Consider the following 17,975-nt stretch of genomic DNA (forward strand, 5'->3'; position numbering starts at 1 on the left):
TCATTATAACATAGTAGCAAATGCTTCTCCCATTTTTATCTTCGCACCGCTAGTAACATTCTCAGTAAATTCAATCGCATTCTGTTCAAACAGCATAACGACTGTCGATCCGAAAGAAAAATAGCCGACTTCTTCCCCTTTTTTCCACTCTGTTGATTTGTTTGTAAGTTTAATGGAATTCACAAATGTTGCGCCTACTTTAATAAAGGCTGTACAAAAATCTTTTTCATAGTTAATTTCACTTATCATACGATAATTATGACTGATTGGTTTTTTCCCATATTGTAAGCCCATTTGATTTACTGGATATGATTTCTTACCCAAAATGTATTGACGCTTAATGACACCATCAATTGGACTATGAATACGATGATAATCTGCAGGGCTTAAATAAAAGACAATATATTTGCCTTTGCTATACCTTGTAGCCTGAGTTTCATTTCCCAATAAATCGACTAATGAATACGGCTTATTTTTAACTGAAAACATCATACCATCCGTAATATCGCCAAATGCTTCTAATTTTGCATCAACAGGACTTGCAAATATATTTGTCCGTATATCTACAGGGCGAACCTCACCTTTCAGCTCACGAACAAAAAAATCATGTAAACTTGTAAAATCTTTTGGCGATTTTGAAACTTCTTGTATATTAATTCCGTATATTTCACTATAACTACGAATAAAATTTTTACTTATACGTGATTGAGCAACATGTTGTAATACTTTCGAAGAGAGCTTACCGTTTGATAGTTCTATCAAATTGCGGTATAATTTTTCCTTCATTCTGTGTCCTCCCATTTATAATAAATATGGAATAAAGATAAATTATATAATGTATAGGCGCTCAAGGAAAGGTATTATGCAGAATTAAACTATTACCTTTTTTTCTAAAGAAGAAGTATAATAGAGTATAGCCGATGCGCAAGGGAGTGTTTTACCAATGTTTTTACTTCAAAAAGTGGATTCAACATTAAAAAAGATAAAAGCAAATGCTGCAAATATTATTACAATTACAAATATGTCATTTGGTGGTGCTGCTATTATGGCAACATTAAATGAATACTATAGCTACAGTGTTTTATTAATTTTTATTGCTGCTTTTTTAGATCGTTATGATGGGAAAGTTGCCCGCAAATTTAACCAGGAATCAGAATTAGGAAAACAGCTTGATTCCATGGCTGATATTATATCCTTCGGTGTGGCCCCAGCCTTGTTAATGTATGAAATGGTATTAATGGATGCGGGGATTGCAGGTATGATGATGCCGGTGCTATTTATAGCAGCTGGTGCATTAAGATTGGCACGTTTCAATGTAATGGATTCAACTGGATATTTTGTTGGGTTACCGATAACAGCCGCTGGTACATTGCTAACGTTCTCTTATTTCTTTACAAATTCTTTATCCGAAACATTTTACCTGATTTTATTCCCGGTATTAGCACTACTGATGGTAAGTACATTTACATTAAAAAAAGTGTAAGAGCAAAAATTAGCTCTTACACTTTTTTTCATTTCTCCGCAAAATTTATCATATACTGTCGAAAAGACGAAAGGATGTTTATTGCTTGAGCGGTTTTGTGACAGCATTGCTTCAACTTTGGCTTGAGCTTCCCGCACTATTGGGCTATTTAAAAGGGCAGACATTTTATAAACCTTTATCACGTGAGGAAGAAGAAGAAGTCATTAATCGCTTTATTAATGGCGATGAAAATGCACGTATCGAACTAATCGAACGTAATATGCGTTTAGTTGCCCATGTCGTAAAGAAATTCCATCCCCCTCATGACTTACTGGACGATTATATTTCCATTGGAACGATAGGTCTTATGAAGGCAGTAAGCAGCTTTACACCTGAAAAAAAGACCCGCCTCGCTACCTATGCAGCACGTTGTATTGAAAATGAAATTTTAATGCATTTGCGAGCTCAGAAAAAAGTGCAAAAAGACGTATCATTATTCGAACCAATCGGGGTTGACAAAGATGGCCAGTCGCTGCAAATACGGGATTTACTTCAGCTGGATGAACCTTCAACAGTTGAAAAAATTGAGTTACGGGAAGATTTCGCACAGCTATATCGATATTTAGATACGTTAGACCCCCGTGAGCTTGAGATTATTTCTTATCGCTATGGCTTACAGAACTTTGACCCGCACACTCAAAAAGAAATTGCAAAACGTCTCAATATTTCCCGCAGCTATGTTTCCCGCATTGAAAAGCGTGCACTTATTAAGCTTTACCAGCAATTTAAACATAGTGAAAAAGAATAAGTTCTTTTCTACAAATATATAGGAACACGGAAACCATCGTTTTTTATTGACTGACCCCTAATGAAAACTGCCCAATCAAAGCGATTAGGCAGTTTTTAAATATCCCTGTAGTTTAGATTAATTACTTATAATTTTGTGATGGCATTTAACACTACTTCTGTCGAATGCTTTGCTGCAACAGGTAAAAACTCATCAAATGACATGCCCGATTCTTGTCCAGCAATATCGGATAATGCACGAATAACAACAAATGGGGTATTGAACTGATGGCAAACTTGCGCTACTGCTGCTGCTTCCATTTCCACTGCTTTCATTGTTGGAAAATCTTTTCGAACTGCTTCAACACGTTCAGGATTGCTCATAAACACATCGCCTGAACAGATGAGACCAACACTATAGTGATGTTCCCCTATTTCTTTTACAGCCTCTTTTGCAATTTCCATTAAGCTTTCGTCTGATTTATACGCTGCCGGCATACCAGCCATTTGACCAATTTCATAACCAAATGCAGTTACATCTACATCATGATGGCGCACTTCATCAGAAATGACAATATCCCCTACATTCAAAGCGGCATCAAAGCCACCTGCAGAACCTGTATTGATTACAACCGTCGGATTAAATTTCTCCAATAAAATCGTTGTTGACATAGCTGCATTTACTTTTCCAATACCGCTTTTTAACAGGATAACTTCTTTTCCCTCGTATGTACCTGTTGTGTATTCACTGTTTGCAATTGTTTCTGTATTCGTATTTTGTAGAGCACCTCGTAATAATTCCACTTCTTGCTCCATTGCGCCGATTACTGCAATCTTCATTAGTTAATTCCTCCAATAAAACTATTATCTTAATTATAATGTTAAATACCTTCTAGCGTGTTCAACACTTCCACTTGAGTAGGCTTCCATCCTTCATTGTCAATCCATTCAATACTTACCCGATATTTTTGTTCCTTATCCATTGATGTCACAACAGCAATTGCACTTTTAGCATTTCCGTTATTATTTACACGTAATACTATACTGTTGTCCTGCTCCAATTCAATTACACTGAAGATTGCCTTTAGCTTTTCCTCATAGTCAATATGTCCACTTTTGAATGTGGATACATGTTCACCTGTTTGTGCAGTTGGATACACCGGCCAATTTGGATTTGTAATTACTTCTTGTACGGCTGGATTATCGGAAGTACTTACTGTATCCTCAGTTTCTTCAGGTAATGAGTCCGCGTCATTAGATGTATCTTCATCCTCTTCTTTAACAACTTGCCCATCTTCATCTACTTGTCCATCTTCTGCTGTTTCTGATCCACCTGCAACCGAATTAGCTGGGGGCTCGTCTTGCTGTGCTTCATTATCAGGTGCTGGATCCCTAGAAATAATAAAAATCAACGTCGCAACAATTAATACAGCAACAATTGCGATCAGGTAGTTTAAGCTTTTATCCGCTTTTTGAAATTTCGACTGTTTTGCTTTTTGTTCCGCATACTGTTGTCGTGTTTGAAATCGCCGTTTACGTTCCATCCCAATCTCCTCCTATGCAAGATTATTTTAGCATTAGAAAAACAGATTGTGCACTAAAAACATACGAAAGAAAATCATTTCCAGAATTCCTTACATACCTTCCATTCATTGCCACAAAAGAAAAGCAGCTAGCGATTTCAATGCTAACTGCTAAGAAATTATTTTACTTCTAAAATAACAACTTCCATATCTCCGCCTGGTGTAGTTAATTTAACTACATCATCAACATGTTTTCCCATTAAAGCCTTTGCAATCGGTGAATCATTTGAAATTTTACCTTCCATCGGATCAGCTTCTGCAGAACCAACAATCGTGTACGACTCTTCAAAATTAGCACGTTTTCCGTTAATTAACTCATCGAATGTAACAGTTTTCCCTAGAGAAATAGAAGTTGATGAATCATCTTCTGTAATAATTACGGCATTGCGAAGCATTTGCTCGATTAACGAAATTCGTCCTTCCACAAAGCCTTGCTCTTCTTTTGCTGAATCATACTCCGAGTTTTCCGATAAGTCACCAAAGCTACGAGCTGTTTTTATACGCTCTACAACTTCCGGACGCTTAACAGTTTTAAGCGTGTTTAGTTCATCTTCTAATTTTTGCTTTCCTTCAAGTGTCATTGGATATTGTTTTTCATTTGACATTATTCCCACTCCTTAGTAATAACTTGAAAACGTTTACTTTTCTACGTTTTTCTCTTCTGTATTAGCGTTCATAAATAACAGAAAACCCGACTACTAGTTTACAGTATGTGTAAATTACTTCTTTTAGAAGAGATTTACACTGCAAATACTAGCAGCCGAATTTCATGAATACTTATTTATCAATCAATAAAGTTTCGGCATAAACTACGTCCAGATTTTATTCAAGTTCACTCGAATAACTTTCTAAAAAAATCTGTGACATTGCCATTTACTAACTTTTACATCCACCAATTAAAAATATGAGAGTTGTATAAAGTAAAATGTAAATATTGTAAATACTACATCATCATATTACAAGTTTGCATCAGTTTCAAGAATTGTTTTTATTTTCGTAACCATTAAGTCAATAGCAACGTTGTTATCTCCACCTTCTGGAATGATAACATCGGCATATCGTTTCGTTGGCTCGATAAACAGATTATGCATTGGACGAACTGCTGTTAAGTATTGTTCGATAACAGAATCAGCTGTACGACCACGCTCTTTAATATCACGCTGAATACGGCGGATAATACGTAAGTCCGAATCCGTATCAACGAATAATTTAATATCCATTAAATCGCGTAATTTTTCATCTTCCAATACTAGAATCCCTTCGACTATTATAACATCTCTTGGCTCTACATGTATTACATCGGCCGAGCGTGTATGTTGAACATAGTCATACACCGGCTTTTCTACCGGCTGATAAGACAAGAGCTCATTAATATGTTGGATTAATAACTGATTATCAAACGCAAGAGGGTGATCATAGTTTGTATTTAGACGCTCTTCAAACGTCATATGACTTTGATCTTTATAGTAATAATCCTGTTCGATTACAACTACCGAACGGTCTTTAAAAACATCATATATTGCACGTGTTACACTCGTTTTACCTGAGCATGAGCCACCTGCGATCCCGATGACAACTGGTCGCTTTGACATTTAGTTATTCTCCTTTCGCATCATATCAAAGTGCGATAATGAGCGATCTACTTTAAATTTTACAATTTGCAGTGGGTGTCGGGCAACATCAAGTTCATTGCCGTCTTCATCCCATATTTGACCAACTGTCATTTTGAATGTTTCCATATTTGGACCGAAAAATTCAACCGTATCTCCCGGTTTGAAATAGTTTCGTTGTTCCAGCGTAACCATTTGTGTTTCAGCATCATAATCCATTACAAATCCTGCGAAGTCCCATTTCATTTTATGTGAATGGAAGCCGAACATTTGCTGTTTATAACTTGGTTCACCTTCAAAGAATGATGAAGCTGTTGCACGGTTTGCACAGCGTGCTAGCTCTTCTAGCCACTCTTTTTCAAACTTGAAATTTTCCGGGTCAGCACAGTAGGCATCGATCACTTTGCGGTATACGGAAACTACAGTGGCTACATAGTGAATTGATTTCATACGGCCTTCCACTTTTAACGAATCAATGCCCAATTCAATCATATGAGGGATAGATTCAATTAACTTCAAATCTTTTGGACTCATTGCGAAAGGTGCTTCACCTTCGTTAAATAATGCCACTTCTTCACCGTCATTGTTCTCATATAAATCATAATCCCAACGACATGATTGACAGCAACCGCCTCGGTTCGAGTCACGTGCCGTCATATGGTTGGAAAGCGTACAGCGTCCTGAATAGGCAATACACATTGCACCGTGCACGAATGCCTCGATTTCAATGTCTACCTCCTCTTTCATTTTGCGCATTTCTTCCCCGCCTACTTCACGTGCTAAAACTACTCGTTCTAAACCTTCGTCTTTCCAGTACTTTACAGCTTTCCAGTTCGATAAAGATTGCTGTGTCGACAAGTGGATTTCTAAACTTGGAGCTGCCTTTTTACAAGTTTCGATAATTAGTGGATCTGCAACGATAATCCCTTTAACACCGGCACCCTCGATTGCTTGTAAATATTCTTCCAGCCCGTCCATATTTTCATTATGGGCAAAAATATTTGTCGTTACGTAAATAACAGCGCCGTATTTGTTGGCGAACTCAACGCCTTCCTTCATTTCCTCGATTGTGAAGTTACCCGCATTTGAACGTAAACCGAATTCCTGACCACCGATAAATACGGCATCTGCACCGTAATGTACGGCTACTTTTAATTTTTCTAAGCTTCCTGCTGGTGCAAGCAGCTCAGGCTTTTTCGTAATGACTGTTTTTCCGTTAATTGTTTCACGGATTTTTTCGTTTTGAATTAACTGTAGCATGTTGCCTTCGTTCTCCTTCCTAGTAAACTGTTTCTTTGAAGATGAAGCCAGTATCCAGTGGGCGTAACGCTGGCTGAATTGCTTCCACTTGCTCAAAAAGGGCTGATTTAATATCGTCATATGCATCTTCGCCTTGTTCAAAGTACGTATCGATTGCTTGACGGTAAAGATTTGTCACTGTCACAACATAATCAAATGATTGGAGAACACCATCAATTTTCAATGAGTCTATTCCTGCTTCAAATAATTCATTCAGTTCTTCGATAATGCACATATCATTTGGAGAGAAAATGTGCGTACCGTTTAAATCTTCATAAATCGGGTATTTATTTTTACGTTCTTTATCATGTAAAAACATATTTTTATTTTCTTTGCGATTTTCAATTTGCATCGCTTCATCACGGTATAAGAAATAGTTCCCTAATAGTGAACGCTTTGATTGGAACATACAAGTCATTCCGTGCACTTGCACTTCAATTTCATGTTTTGTATTTTCTTTGATTTCAATGACTTCATCAACAGAAAGTTCACGGGCAAGTACAGCACGCTTACTGCCACGTTCGCCCCAATAATTCACTTGGAAGTAATTTGTTGCTGTCGTTTCAGGGTTCCAATGCAATGGAATAGTAATACCTAATTCACGTACCGCTACGATAACCGCCGGATCACCAAAGATTAGTGCATCAACACCAATACGTTGCATTTCTTTTAAATATTCATCCAGTGCATCTAAACGGTCATTATGAAATAAAGCATTGACAGCTACATACACTTTTTTATCTGCAGCATGGATTAATTTCGTAGCTTCTTCCACTTGTGCTACTGTAAATTCTCCAGCCAATCGCAGACCAAATTTCTGTTCACCAATAACGAAAGCATCTGCTCCTGCATCAAGTAATGCAGCCACATGCTCTACGGATTGGGGAGTAAGTAATAATTCTGGTTTATTCACTCTAATCACCTCTTCAAACAAATTAACAATCCATCACCGACTGGGAAAAATGCGCTCGTATAATCCGGGTGCGCCATAATCCAATCTGAGAATGTTTTTAAATTACGAATCATTGTTCTTTTTCTTCTAGGCACTTCTTTTATATCTAAATTCGAAAGCCCATGCATGTACATATTATCGATATATAATACCCCACCTGATGGAACAAGTGGCGCGTATTTTTCGAAAAACTTCATGTACTGACCTTTTGCCGCATCAATAAAAACAGCATCAAAAGTAGTAGGAAGCATTCCCATTTCTACCTCTAACGCATCGCCTTCAATTATTTGTATACGGCTTGCCGCATCTGACCTTGCAATGAACTCTTTAGCATATTGAACGCGTGATTCATCCCGTTCAATTGTCACAATCTGACAATCGGGCAATGCCTTTGCCATTCGCAGTGCAGAATAGCCAATGGCCGTACCAATTTCCAAAATAGCTTTCGGTTTTTGAATACGCAATATTTGATTCAATGATTCAATTCCGGCAAGCTGCATAATTGGGACATGATGTTGTTTTGCGAAGTTTTCCATTTCTACTAATAACTCATCACGCTCAGAAATGAAGGAAGCAATATAAGCGTCTGATAATTCCATTCTTCATTCTCCCTTTACCTGGTTGTTTACGCATATCTTATATCCATAAGAAAAAAGACGAAACGAAGATGTTTGCGCCTACAAAATTGTTATATAAGGACAAAAAATCACAACTTATAATAGCATGAAAAGAAAAGGAATGCGAATAATCTTTACTAAAATCCATCTTTAGACGGATTTTAAAAGCTATCCGATTCCTTTCATTCTAATTATCGCAAATATTTCTCAATGTTTGCCAAATGCTCATCATATGATTTTGCGAAGTGATTCGTACCTTCTTTATCAGCCAGGAAATATAAATAATCGGTTTGTGAAGGATTTAAAGCCGCTTCTATCGACGTTTTCCCCGCTCCTGCTATCGGTCCAGGAGGCAATCCTACATTCTGATACGTATTATATGGGTTGTCTACTTCTAAATCTTCATACAACACGCGATCCTTATGTGAGCCTAAAGCATATAAAACAGTCGGATCGGTTTGTAATGGCATATCAATATCCATACGGTTATAAAATACACTAGCAATTGTTTCACGGTCAGTTTGCGCTGTTGCCTCTTCTTCAAGTAATGAAGCAAAAGTCAACAATTCGTGCACTGTCATTTCACGTTCTTCCAAAATCGGTGTATATTCCGAAACAATTGTGTTCATCGAAGTGAGCATTGTCTTTACAATCTCTTCAATGGATGGATTTTCTTCATAAAACGGATATGTTGCAGGATATAAATAACCTTCCAATGCATGGCGAATATTTTCATTTAAAATATTCTCGGTTAATAAATCTGGATATTCAGTCATTAACTGCTCTACATAAGCAACGTCCGTGACTTTTTTCATGAAATCTTCTGCTTTGTGAGAGGTATTTTTCTGTATGACGCTTGCAACCTGCTCAAGTGTCAATCCTTCTGGAATCGTCATTGTAAATGCCGGCTCTCGATATACTCGGCCCGTTTTCAAGCTTTCAATAATTTCATCCAATGTCATTGATTGTGTTAAAGAATAGTCACCAGCCTGGAATGCAGATTCATTTTTAAATTTTGTATAATATTTAAAAATCCTCGCATCTTTAATGATTCCCTTGTCTTCCAGAATGCTTGAAATCAAAGTAATCCCGGAACCCATTGGAATTTCAACTTCAATTTGCTTATTTGATTCTGGATCCATTGGTTCTAATGCGGATGTAACATAGTTATAACCTGAGTATCCTGCAATCGCGATAATGATGAGAACGACAAGTGCGATGATTCCTACTATTTTTCGCACAGTTTTAACTTCTCCTTTACGCTCATTCATCTTATTGAACATTTCCTTTTTTGAATTTTCATCTAGCACGGGAGCCCCCCCTTTTTCTCTTTCATATGATACATAAATTTTACTTCCGATACAATAATGAACAATGAATGTTGCATGTTTTGTATTTTATTAGCGACGTTTTAAAGAGAAAAATGTTCTTTTTCCAAATATATTAAGAAACCTCACAGCACTATAAAAAAACCTAACTAACGAATAACGTCAGTTAGGTTTTGGACTAATTTTGTGATAATGAGTTTAAAACTTGCTCGACCATTGCCCACTCAGCATCGGTTTCGATTGGTAAAAGATCTTCTACTTCACCATTTTCACCAGGAATGTACGCAGAAGCGAATACTTCTTCTAGCTGTGGTTCACCGTCTTCTAAAGTAGCGTAAAATAAATAATTTTTCCCGCCATTTTCAAAACGATGTAAAATTTGGCACATAATTTCTTCATCGTTATCATTCGTAATTGTGAAGTAATTTGTTTGATCTGCACCAAACTCAGCCATTACGGTATTCATTACTTCTTCTACCATTGCCCATTCTTCTTCTGTTTCAATATCTGAGAAGCCGCCCATCTCGCCATTTTCATCCAAAACATAACGCAATGCTGAAATACCAGCCTCTTCATCACCAACTAGCGTAAACAGTACATAAGAATGTTCATCTGAATCAAAATTGAATATGACGCGGCATTGTTGCTCCCCGCCATCTTCTGTTTGTAAAATAAAAATATTTTCTTCCATTAAATTTCCTCCTAAATAATAAAACAGAGAAGGCTCGTCACCCACTCTGTTTTTTTATAATATCGAATGAATTATTCTTCTTCGCCTAATTCGTCTTCAATTTGGTTTAATACTTCTTCGATTAAATCCCATTCTGCTTCAGTTTCGATAGGCGTTAATTCGCCATCTTCACCATTTTCAGCAGGTACGAATGCAGATGCAAAGATTTCTACTGCTCCATCTTCATCTTCTTCTGCACCTACTAAAGAATATAACACGTATGATTTACCGAATTCTTCCGAATCAAAAGTGTGTAAAATTTCGCAAAGTTGTTCATTGCCGTTTTCATCGACTACAGTAATATTGTTTTGTTGTTCTGACATGAAAGTCACCTCTTCATTAAATTTAAGTATTGCCGGTTGTTGCTTCGTATATTATACATAAAGCCATTGCATTTAAATACAAATAAGCCCTAACAAAAGCAACATTGTTAGAAAAGCTCAAACTAATTGCCTTGATTGAATAGAGCGTTTAGTTTTTACTGTCTAAATAACCTTGTAAAATCATGACCGCAGCCATTTTATCAATTACTTGCTTGCGTTTTTTTCGGCTAACATCCGCTTCAATAAGCATGCGTTCAGCAGCCATCGTCGTCATACGCTCATCCCACAGTTTGACAGGAAAACCGAAAGTATCTTCCAATAACTTTTTATAGTTCTCAGAAGCTTCCCCACGCGGACCGATAGTATTATTCATGTTTTTTGGATAACCCACAACGAATTCAGTAACATTGTGTGCCTTTACAAGTTCGTTAATACGTTCAATCCCAAACTTGCCTGCTGCTTCATCAATTTTTATTGTTTCGATTCCTTGCGCTGTCCAACCGAACGCATCACTAATTGCTACGCCGACTGTTTTCGAGCCGACGTCTAAACCCATAATCTTCATTTTTCTGCCTCAGCATTCCTTCTAATATAAAACTTCACGAGCTCCTCTAAAATTTCATCGCGCTCCAGCTTGCGGATTAAATTACGTGCGTCCTGGTGGCGAGGGATGTATGCCGGGTCACCAGATAATAAATACCCTACAATTTGGTTTGTTGGATTATACCCTTTTTCCTCTAAAGCCGTATACACCTTCAGCATCACTTGCTTTACTTCTTGTTCCATAGATTCCTCTGGAAAACTAAATTTCATCGTTTTATCGAAAGAACTCAAGACCAGCACCTCGCTTTCAGCAATAAAGAGATGGAGCATAGAAGCCCATCTCCATTTTTATCATTATAACTTATTCCCGCAAGCACTTCAAATATGCTAGTAGTAAATTTTAGATGTTTAGAAAGATTTTACTTTTTCATAGACTCCATTTAACGCTTCTTCTAGTTTTGAAGCATCTTTAGCACCAGCCATAGCCATATCAGGACGACCGCCGCCTTTACCGCCACATGCTTCAGCAACAACCTTTACAATGTTACCGGCATGGTAGTTACCACCTACGATATCTTTCGTTACACCTGCGCATAGCATTACTTTATCGCCATCTACTGCACCTAGTACAATAACAGCTGCCTGCATTTTTTCTTTTAAGTCATCCATCATTTGACGCAATTGATTATTATCTTTTGCATCCACTTTTGTTGCAAGTACTGTTACGTCACCGATTTTTTGTGCTGCATCCAATACTGCCCCCGCTTGAGCATTTGCAATTTTTTGTGATAATGATTCATTTTCACGTTGTAATTGTTTATAGTCTGCCTGTAGACCTGCTACACGTGTTGAAACATCTTTTGGATTTGCTTTTAATAGAGCTGCTGCTTCATTTAAAATAGCTTCTTCTTCTTTGATTGCTTCATACGCCGCTTTACCTGTTACAGCTTCGATTCGACGAGTACCTGCACCGATACCACCTTCTGAAACAATTTTGAAGATACCAATTTCTGAAGAACGGCTTACATGCAGTCCACCGCATAGCTCAATCGAATAATCTGAAACAGCTACTACGCGTACAACATCACCATATTTTTCACCGAATAGAGCCATTGCGCCCATTGCTTTTGCAGAATCGATATCCATCTCCTGAATTACAACTTCGATGTCTTCCCAAATTTTTTCATTTACTGCACGCTCTACTTGTGCAAGTTCCTCTTTTGTTGCTGCACCGAAGTGAGAGAAGTCGAAACGTAAACGGTCAGGTCCAACGTAAGAGCCTGCTTGTGCTACATGGTCACCTAATACATCCTTTAAGGCACGGTGCATTAAGTGTGTTGCTGTATGGTTTTTAAGGATTAATTTACGTTTTGATTCATCTACTTTCGCAGTAGCCTCATCCCCAACATTCATTTCACCTGATTCCACTACAACAGTGTGTAATGGTTGACCATTTGGCGCCTTTTGAACATCTTTAACAATGGCAGTGAATCCGTCTGCTTCAATAACTCCAGTATCAGCAATTTGACCACCCATTTCAGCATAGAATGGTGTTTCAGAAAGAATAATTAATGCCTCTTCACCTTCATTAGCCGTTGTCGTTTCTTGACCATTTACAACAATCGCAGCAATTTTTGCTGAAGCTTCTAATGCATCATAAATAAATGTTGATTGCTGTTTTAAGTTTGAAAGCACTTCGTTTTGCACTTGCATAGAATCAACATCTGCACGCGCGTTACGAGCTCGATTACGTTGTTGTTCCATAGAAGCTTCGAAACCATCATGATCAACTGTCATGCCAACTTCTTCTGCATATTCTTCCGTTAATTCGATTGGGAAACCGAATGTATCGTAAAGACGGAATGCATCCGGTCCAGGAATTACAGTTTCACCTTTTGCTTTTTGACTCTCAACTACTTCGTTAAAGATTGCAAGTCCTCCATCAAGTGTTTCATGGAAGCGAACTTCTTCGTTTTTAATAACACGTTGAATAAATGCTTCCTTTTCTTTTACTTGTGGATAGAAATCTTGCATAATCTCCCCTACAGTCGGAACTAATTCAAACATAAACGGCTTTTCAATACCGATTTTTTTCGCGTAACGAACTGCTCTACGTAATAAACGACGTAATACATAGCCTCGTCCTTCGTTTGATGGCAATGCTCCGTCACCAATTGCAAATGCTACTGTACGGATATGGTCAGCAATTACTTTGAACGGTGTATTAATATCTTCTGCTGAACCGAAGATTTCTTTTAAGTCTACTTCGTGCGGGCGTTTGTATGAACGGTTAGCAAAGCTTTCAGTTTTTTCAATGATTGGCATGAATAGATCTGTATCAAAGTTCGTTGGTACATTTTGTACAACAGAAACTATACGCTCCAGACCCATACCTGTATCAATATTTTGCTTCGGCAGTGGCGTATATGTTCCATCAGGATTGTGATTGAATTGAGAAAACACTAAATTCCACACTTCTAAATATCGCTCATTTTCCCCACCTGTATACATTTCTTCTGGAGGTGCCCCAAAACCATATGCTTCACCACGGTCATAGAAGATTTCTGAGTTCGGACCAGATGGACCTTCTCCGATATCCCAGAAGTTTCCTTCCAAACGAATTAAACGCTCTTTCGGAATACCGATTTCGTTGTGCCATACATCATAAGCTTCTTGGTCTTCCGGGTGAATAGTTACTGATAACTTTTCCGGATCAAAGCCCATCCATTTTTCGTCCGTTAAAAATTCCCAAGCGTAATGAATTGATTCTTTTTTAAAGTAATCCCCGATTGAGAAATTCCCCAGCATTTCAAAGAAAGTATGGTGACGTGCTGTTTTCCCTACATTCTCGATATCATTTGTACGAATAGATTTTTGTGCATTTGTAATACGTGGGTTATCCGGAATAATACGTCCGTCAAAATATGGCTTTAATGTCGCAACTCCCGAGTTGATCCATAAAAGTGATGGGTCATTAATTGGCACTAATGGTGCGGATGGTTCAATATGATGTCCTTTTTCTTTAAAAAAATCAAGATATAGACGACGAATTTCAGAACCTGTCATTGTTTTTGTAGTCATAATTATATCCTCCTGTAATGTTTTTGAAGTACGATGAATTGGGCACAAAAAAAGCCTTCATCCCGGTAAAGGGACGAAGACTGTTATCTCGTGGTACCACCCTAATTTATAATGCATAAAGCATTATATCTCAAGTGCTTATAACGTAAGCATACGGCAGGTATTAGCTGCACTCTGGAGTAGCTTTCCGTAATTTTCGCGGAGATTTTTTCAGCCAAGAAATCTCTTTCTGCTCACGAAGTCCAATACGTACTTGTTCCATCATCGTTTTCATTAATATATGTTCTTCATTATAGAAAATTGACTACGTGCTGTCAATCCGCATTCCTTAATAATTAAAACGATTTTTCGTCAATAGTATCAATACAATAGCTGGTCCTGTACAAATAACCATTCCTAAAAATGCCAAACTAGGTTCAACTTCATACAGAGCTCCACCTAAAAGCGTTAAGATCGCAGCACTTAAACTCATTGCAAGCGCAGAATAAATCCCCTGTGCATTCGGGATTTGTTCTTTCGGTAATGCTTGAGATATGTAGCGGATGAATGCGTAATGCGCCATTGCAAATGACAGTGCGTGAAGTGCCTGAGACACAATAAACATAGGCATATTTGGAAAAGCATATATCATAATCCAACGTACAGTTGAACCAACCGCTGCCAATAACATTAACGATGATGGCTTCCACTTCGTTAAGAACGTATCTGCTTTTAAAAAGTAAATAATCTCAAATAACACTGCGACATTCAATATCATTCCGATATAAAAGGGGTTTACGTTTAACTCCTGTAAATATATATAGCCATAATTATAGTAAGAGGCATGTGCCCCTTGAAGTAAGATCACTACAAATAATACGACAATAAAACTTTTTACATCAAATAGCCCTTTCATCGATAATGCTTTTCCAGTTTCCTTTGAAGGAGCTAAGCTCAAAACATTTGGGGCGGGCATTAGTTGAATTGCTAATAATGCAGTTAAACCGAAAATCATCGCCCATAAAATCATTTGTTCGCCGTACATTCCTGTAATCATACTAATAATTAATACAGCAACTACATAGCCAAATGAACCTAGTGAACGTGCCTTACCATAATGAATTCCACCTTGCTGCATTAATGTCGCTGCGCTGCTTTCCACTGCAGGTAATAATGCAGGATACAATGCACTAAAAAGCATCGTCATGATGAATAAGCCTACAAAAGAATCGATAGGTACATAAAGTAGTGCGGTTACTAAAGATGCCACTGTGAAGAATATAAGTACATTTTTATTGCTCATTATTTTTGAGACATACGGGAAAATAAGGATTGTCGAGATTGCTCGTGCAACTAAACCAAACCCCATAATAATACTCGCATCTGAAACGGTTAAACCTTTGTCATTAATAAGCCAGCCTGTCCAATAAGGTAAAAATATACCCCACGTAATAAAGAACATAAAAAAATTCTTTGCCAGCCAACGCTGATTGTTCATAATAATATAGCCTTCTTCCATTCTTATAATGTTGAATAATAGCACGACAATTTGTACAATAATGTGAGATATCTCATATTTTATATTAAGGAGTTGCTTTATAATTTGAGAAAGTTATCACTAGAAGAAAGTAAACCTTATATTGAGCAATACCCTATTTCTCAATATTTTTCATTTGATATTAATCCTTTTATACAAGTTTATGAATTTGATAAAGGGGAGTATATTTTTCATGAGCATTCTTTTCCCGACTATTTGTATTACATGATTGAAGGAAAAGCAAAATTATATGTTACACATAAAAACGGGAAAATTTCTCTAATTGATTTTATAACATCTCCTACATTTATGGGAGAAATGGAATTATTAAATGCAGAACGTTACTCAAAAGGCATCCAGACCGTTACAACATCCATTTGTTTTGCAATTTCCATCCGTGAAGTGAAAGAAAAATTATTAGCTGATCCGGTATTTTTAAAAATGCTCTGTCTTTTTTTAAGTCAAAAAACTATGGATATGACAGCCAAATATACTCAAAACCAGGCTTATCCATTAGAAAATAGACTGGCATCATTCATTTTACTATCGTCTGATAAACAATTCTATAAAGAAAAACATACAGAGGTATGCGAATATTTAGGGGTATCATACCGACATTTATTATTTGTTCTGGCACAATTTTGCGAAGAAGGATACTTAACGAAGAAAGATCGGGGTTATGTCCTAACAAATCGACAAGTACTAGAAAAGCTTGCTAGCGAAATTACTTACTAAAAAAAGACTGCGCTAAACTAAGTTTTAGCACAGTCTCCTATATAATAATTTCTTATTTAAATAAACATACCTGCAATAGCAGCTGATAATAGAGATGCTAACGTACCTGCAGCAACTGCCTTAACCGCAAGTTTTGCAATCATACTACGTTTTTCAGGAGCCATACCGCCAAGACCACCAATTAAGATACCCATTGAGCTTAAATTAGCAAATCCGCATAGCGCAAATGAAATGATAATAGCTGTCTTATCCGAAAATTCACCAATCACAGGACCGAAGTTAGAATACGCTACAAATTCATTTAAAATTAATTTTTGACCAATAAATGAACCGGCGCGAACTGCTTCATCCCATGGTACACCAATTAAAAATGCTAATGGAGCAAATACATATCCTAAAATACCTTCAAGTGTTACGTTATCTAAGGCTGTCCATCCTGTAAAGTTACCTATCCAGCCAGTTACGCCACCTAAAATACCATTCAGCAATGCGATTAATGCGATGAAACTTAGTAACATTGCACCAACGTTTACTGCTAATTTTAAACCGTCAGATGCCCCGGATGCAGCAGCATCAATAACGTTTGTCGCTTCAGAATTACGTTCTAGTTTGAAATCTGCTTCATCGATTTCTTCTGTTTCAGGAATCATTAGCTTTGCCATAACCAAACCTGCTGGAGCGGCCATGAAACTTGCAGCCAATAAGTATTCAAGAGGCACACCTAATAAAGAATACCCGATTAATACAGAACCTGATACCGATGCAAGACCACCAGTCATAACAGCGAACATTTGTGACTTTGTCATTTTATTTAAAAATGGACGAATTACAAGCGGTGCTTCTGTTTGACCAACGAAAATATTAGCAGCAGCATTCACCGACTCTGCTTTTGTTGTTCCTAACACTTTTGATAAAAAGCCACCGATAATTTTAATGATAAATTGCATAATCCCTAGATAGTAAAGAACAGAGATTAAAGAAGAGAAGAAAATAATAATCGTTAATACACTCATTGCAAAAACAAATCCAACATTATTCGGATCTGCTAATCCGCCAAATACGAAGGAAATCCCTTCATTTGCATAACTTATTAACTTTTGTACCCCTTCAGAAAGTTGCATTAATCTTTCACGGCCATATGACCACTTTAATACGATAAATGCGAAAATTAGTTGTACAATTAAACCTGATATAATAATTCTCCACTGAATTGCTTTACGGTTATTTGACAATGCTATAGCAATCGCTACGATTCCAACAATACCTATGATTCCCCAAACGAAATCCATGTTTGCGCACCTTCTCCTTTAATTTTGTAAACCTTTTCATTTTACATTATTTGACATCAAACTTCGGACATCATATAAGTTTTTATTATACTAACATAATCACATACATATTATTAATTAA

At 37.1% G+C, this 17,975-nt stretch carries 19 protein-coding genes and 1 other annotated feature; of the genes, 3 read left to right on the forward strand and 16 right to left on the reverse strand.

Annotated features, from left to right (window positions below):
• Positions 1 to 3 precede the first annotated feature (3 nt).
• Positions 4 to 786 (reverse strand): phosphatidylserine decarboxylase, encoded by a 783-nt coding sequence (locus tag MHH95_RS16530; protein WP_340728514.1) that lies wholly within the window; start codon positions 784 to 786, stop codon positions 4 to 6.
• A gap of 157 nt (positions 787 to 943) precedes the next feature.
• Here MHH95_RS16530 and pssA point away from each other — a divergent pair, with 157 nt between their 5' ends.
• Complete coding sequence (pssA, locus tag MHH95_RS16535) at positions 944 to 1,483, forward strand: CDP-diacylglycerol--serine O-phosphatidyltransferase (protein ID WP_340728515.1); 540 nt, start codon at positions 944 to 946, stop codon at positions 1,481 to 1,483.
• 85 nt (positions 1,484 to 1,568) lie between these two features.
• Positions 1,569 to 2,270, forward strand: coding sequence for an RNA polymerase sporulation sigma factor SigK (sigK, locus tag MHH95_RS16540; RefSeq protein ID WP_340728516.1), 702 nt, complete (start codon positions 1,569 to 1,571; stop codon positions 2,268 to 2,270).
• Between the two features lie 125 nt (positions 2,271 to 2,395).
• Here sigK and mtnN read toward each other — a convergent pair whose 3' ends face one another.
• The 14 genes from mtnN to MHH95_RS16610 all read right to left on the reverse strand — a co-directional run bounded on the left by mtnN (position 2,396) and on the right by MHH95_RS16610 (position 15,791).
• Entirely contained in the window at positions 2,396 to 3,088 is a 693-nt protein-coding gene (gene mtnN, locus MHH95_RS16545) for a 5'-methylthioadenosine/S-adenosylhomocysteine nucleosidase (RefSeq protein ID WP_340728517.1), read from the reverse strand.
• Between the two features lie 41 nt (positions 3,089 to 3,129).
• A complete protein-coding gene (locus MHH95_RS16550) occupies positions 3,130 to 3,792 on the reverse strand; it encodes a YrrS family protein (RefSeq protein WP_340728518.1) in 663 nt (220 codons plus the stop codon).
• A gap of 158 nt (positions 3,793 to 3,950) precedes the next feature.
• Positions 3,951 to 4,436 carry a transcription elongation factor GreA gene (gene greA / locus MHH95_RS16555; protein WP_191700314.1) on the reverse strand — a complete coding sequence of 162 codons (486 nt, stop codon included), beginning with the start codon at positions 4,434 to 4,436 and terminating at the stop codon, positions 3,951 to 3,953.
• A gap of 351 nt (positions 4,437 to 4,787) precedes the next feature.
• Complete coding sequence (gene udk, locus MHH95_RS16560; RefSeq protein ID WP_340728519.1) at positions 4,788 to 5,423, reverse strand: uridine kinase; 636 nt, start codon at positions 5,421 to 5,423, stop codon at positions 4,788 to 4,790.
• Complete coding sequence (locus tag MHH95_RS16565; RefSeq protein ID WP_340728520.1) at positions 5,424 to 6,701, reverse strand: peptidase U32 family protein; 1,278 nt, start codon at positions 6,699 to 6,701, stop codon at positions 5,424 to 5,426.
• A gap of 19 nt (positions 6,702 to 6,720) precedes the next feature.
• The gene (locus MHH95_RS16570) at positions 6,721 to 7,653 is read right to left on the reverse strand and encodes a peptidase U32 family protein (protein ID WP_191700317.1); all 933 of its coding nucleotides are present in this window, start codon (positions 7,651 to 7,653) and stop codon (positions 6,721 to 6,723) included.
• A gap of 5 nt (positions 7,654 to 7,658) precedes the next feature.
• Positions 7,659 to 8,291: an O-methyltransferase gene (locus tag MHH95_RS16575; RefSeq protein WP_340728521.1), complete on the reverse strand. Its 633-nt coding sequence runs from the start codon at positions 8,289 to 8,291 to the stop codon at positions 7,659 to 7,661.
• Positions 8,292 to 8,500: 209 nt separating this feature from the next.
• Positions 8,501 to 9,619 (reverse strand): endolytic transglycosylase MltG, encoded by a 1,119-nt coding sequence (mltG, locus tag MHH95_RS16580; RefSeq protein ID WP_445683022.1) that lies wholly within the window; start codon positions 9,617 to 9,619, stop codon positions 8,501 to 8,503.
• Between the two features lie 196 nt (positions 9,620 to 9,815).
• The gene (locus tag MHH95_RS16585; protein ID WP_340728522.1) at positions 9,816 to 10,328 is read right to left on the reverse strand and encodes a DUF1292 domain-containing protein; all 513 of its coding nucleotides are present in this window, start codon (positions 10,326 to 10,328) and stop codon (positions 9,816 to 9,818) included.
• Positions 10,329 to 10,399: 71 nt separating this feature from the next.
• The gene (locus MHH95_RS16590; protein ID WP_191700320.1) at positions 10,400 to 10,690 is read right to left on the reverse strand and encodes a DUF1292 domain-containing protein; all 291 of its coding nucleotides are present in this window, start codon (positions 10,688 to 10,690) and stop codon (positions 10,400 to 10,402) included.
• A gap of 148 nt (positions 10,691 to 10,838) precedes the next feature.
• Entirely contained in the window at positions 10,839 to 11,255 is a 417-nt protein-coding gene (gene ruvX, locus MHH95_RS16595; RefSeq protein WP_191700321.1) for a Holliday junction resolvase RuvX, read from the reverse strand.
• Positions 11,252 to 11,524, reverse strand: coding sequence for an IreB family regulatory phosphoprotein (locus MHH95_RS16600; RefSeq protein WP_191700322.1), 273 nt, complete (start codon positions 11,522 to 11,524; stop codon positions 11,252 to 11,254). The genes ruvX and MHH95_RS16600 overlap by 4 nt, the downstream gene beginning before the upstream one ends.
• Positions 11,525 to 11,641: 117 nt before the next feature.
• Positions 11,642 to 14,314 (reverse strand): alanine--tRNA ligase, encoded by a 2,673-nt coding sequence (gene alaS / locus MHH95_RS16605; RefSeq protein WP_339213132.1) that lies wholly within the window; start codon positions 14,312 to 14,314, stop codon positions 11,642 to 11,644.
• Positions 14,315 to 14,380: 66 nt separating this feature from the next.
• Positions 14,381 to 14,588: a binding site (T-box leader), on the reverse strand.
• Positions 14,589 to 14,642: 54 nt separating this feature from the next.
• A complete protein-coding gene (locus tag MHH95_RS16610; RefSeq protein WP_340728523.1) occupies positions 14,643 to 15,791 on the reverse strand; it encodes an MFS transporter in 1,149 nt (382 codons plus the stop codon).
• 105 nt (positions 15,792 to 15,896) lie between these two features.
• On the opposite strand from MHH95_RS16610, the gene yeiL reads away from it, so the two are divergent.
• Positions 15,897 to 16,565, forward strand: coding sequence for a transcriptional regulator YeiL (yeiL, locus tag MHH95_RS16615; RefSeq protein WP_340728524.1), 669 nt, complete (start codon positions 15,897 to 15,899; stop codon positions 16,563 to 16,565).
• A gap of 56 nt (positions 16,566 to 16,621) precedes the next feature.
• Here the strand turns inward: yeiL and MHH95_RS16620 are convergent, their stop codons facing one another.
• Positions 16,622 to 17,854, reverse strand: a complete 1,233-nt coding sequence (locus tag MHH95_RS16620; RefSeq protein WP_340728525.1) for a NupC/NupG family nucleoside CNT transporter — start codon at positions 17,852 to 17,854, stop codon at positions 16,622 to 16,624.
• Positions 17,855 to 17,975: the final 121 nt, after the last annotated feature.

The organism is Solibacillus sp. FSL K6-4121 (assembly GCF_038002585.1).
Lineage (GTDB): Bacteria > Bacillota > Bacilli > Bacillales_A > Planococcaceae > Solibacillus > Solibacillus faecavium.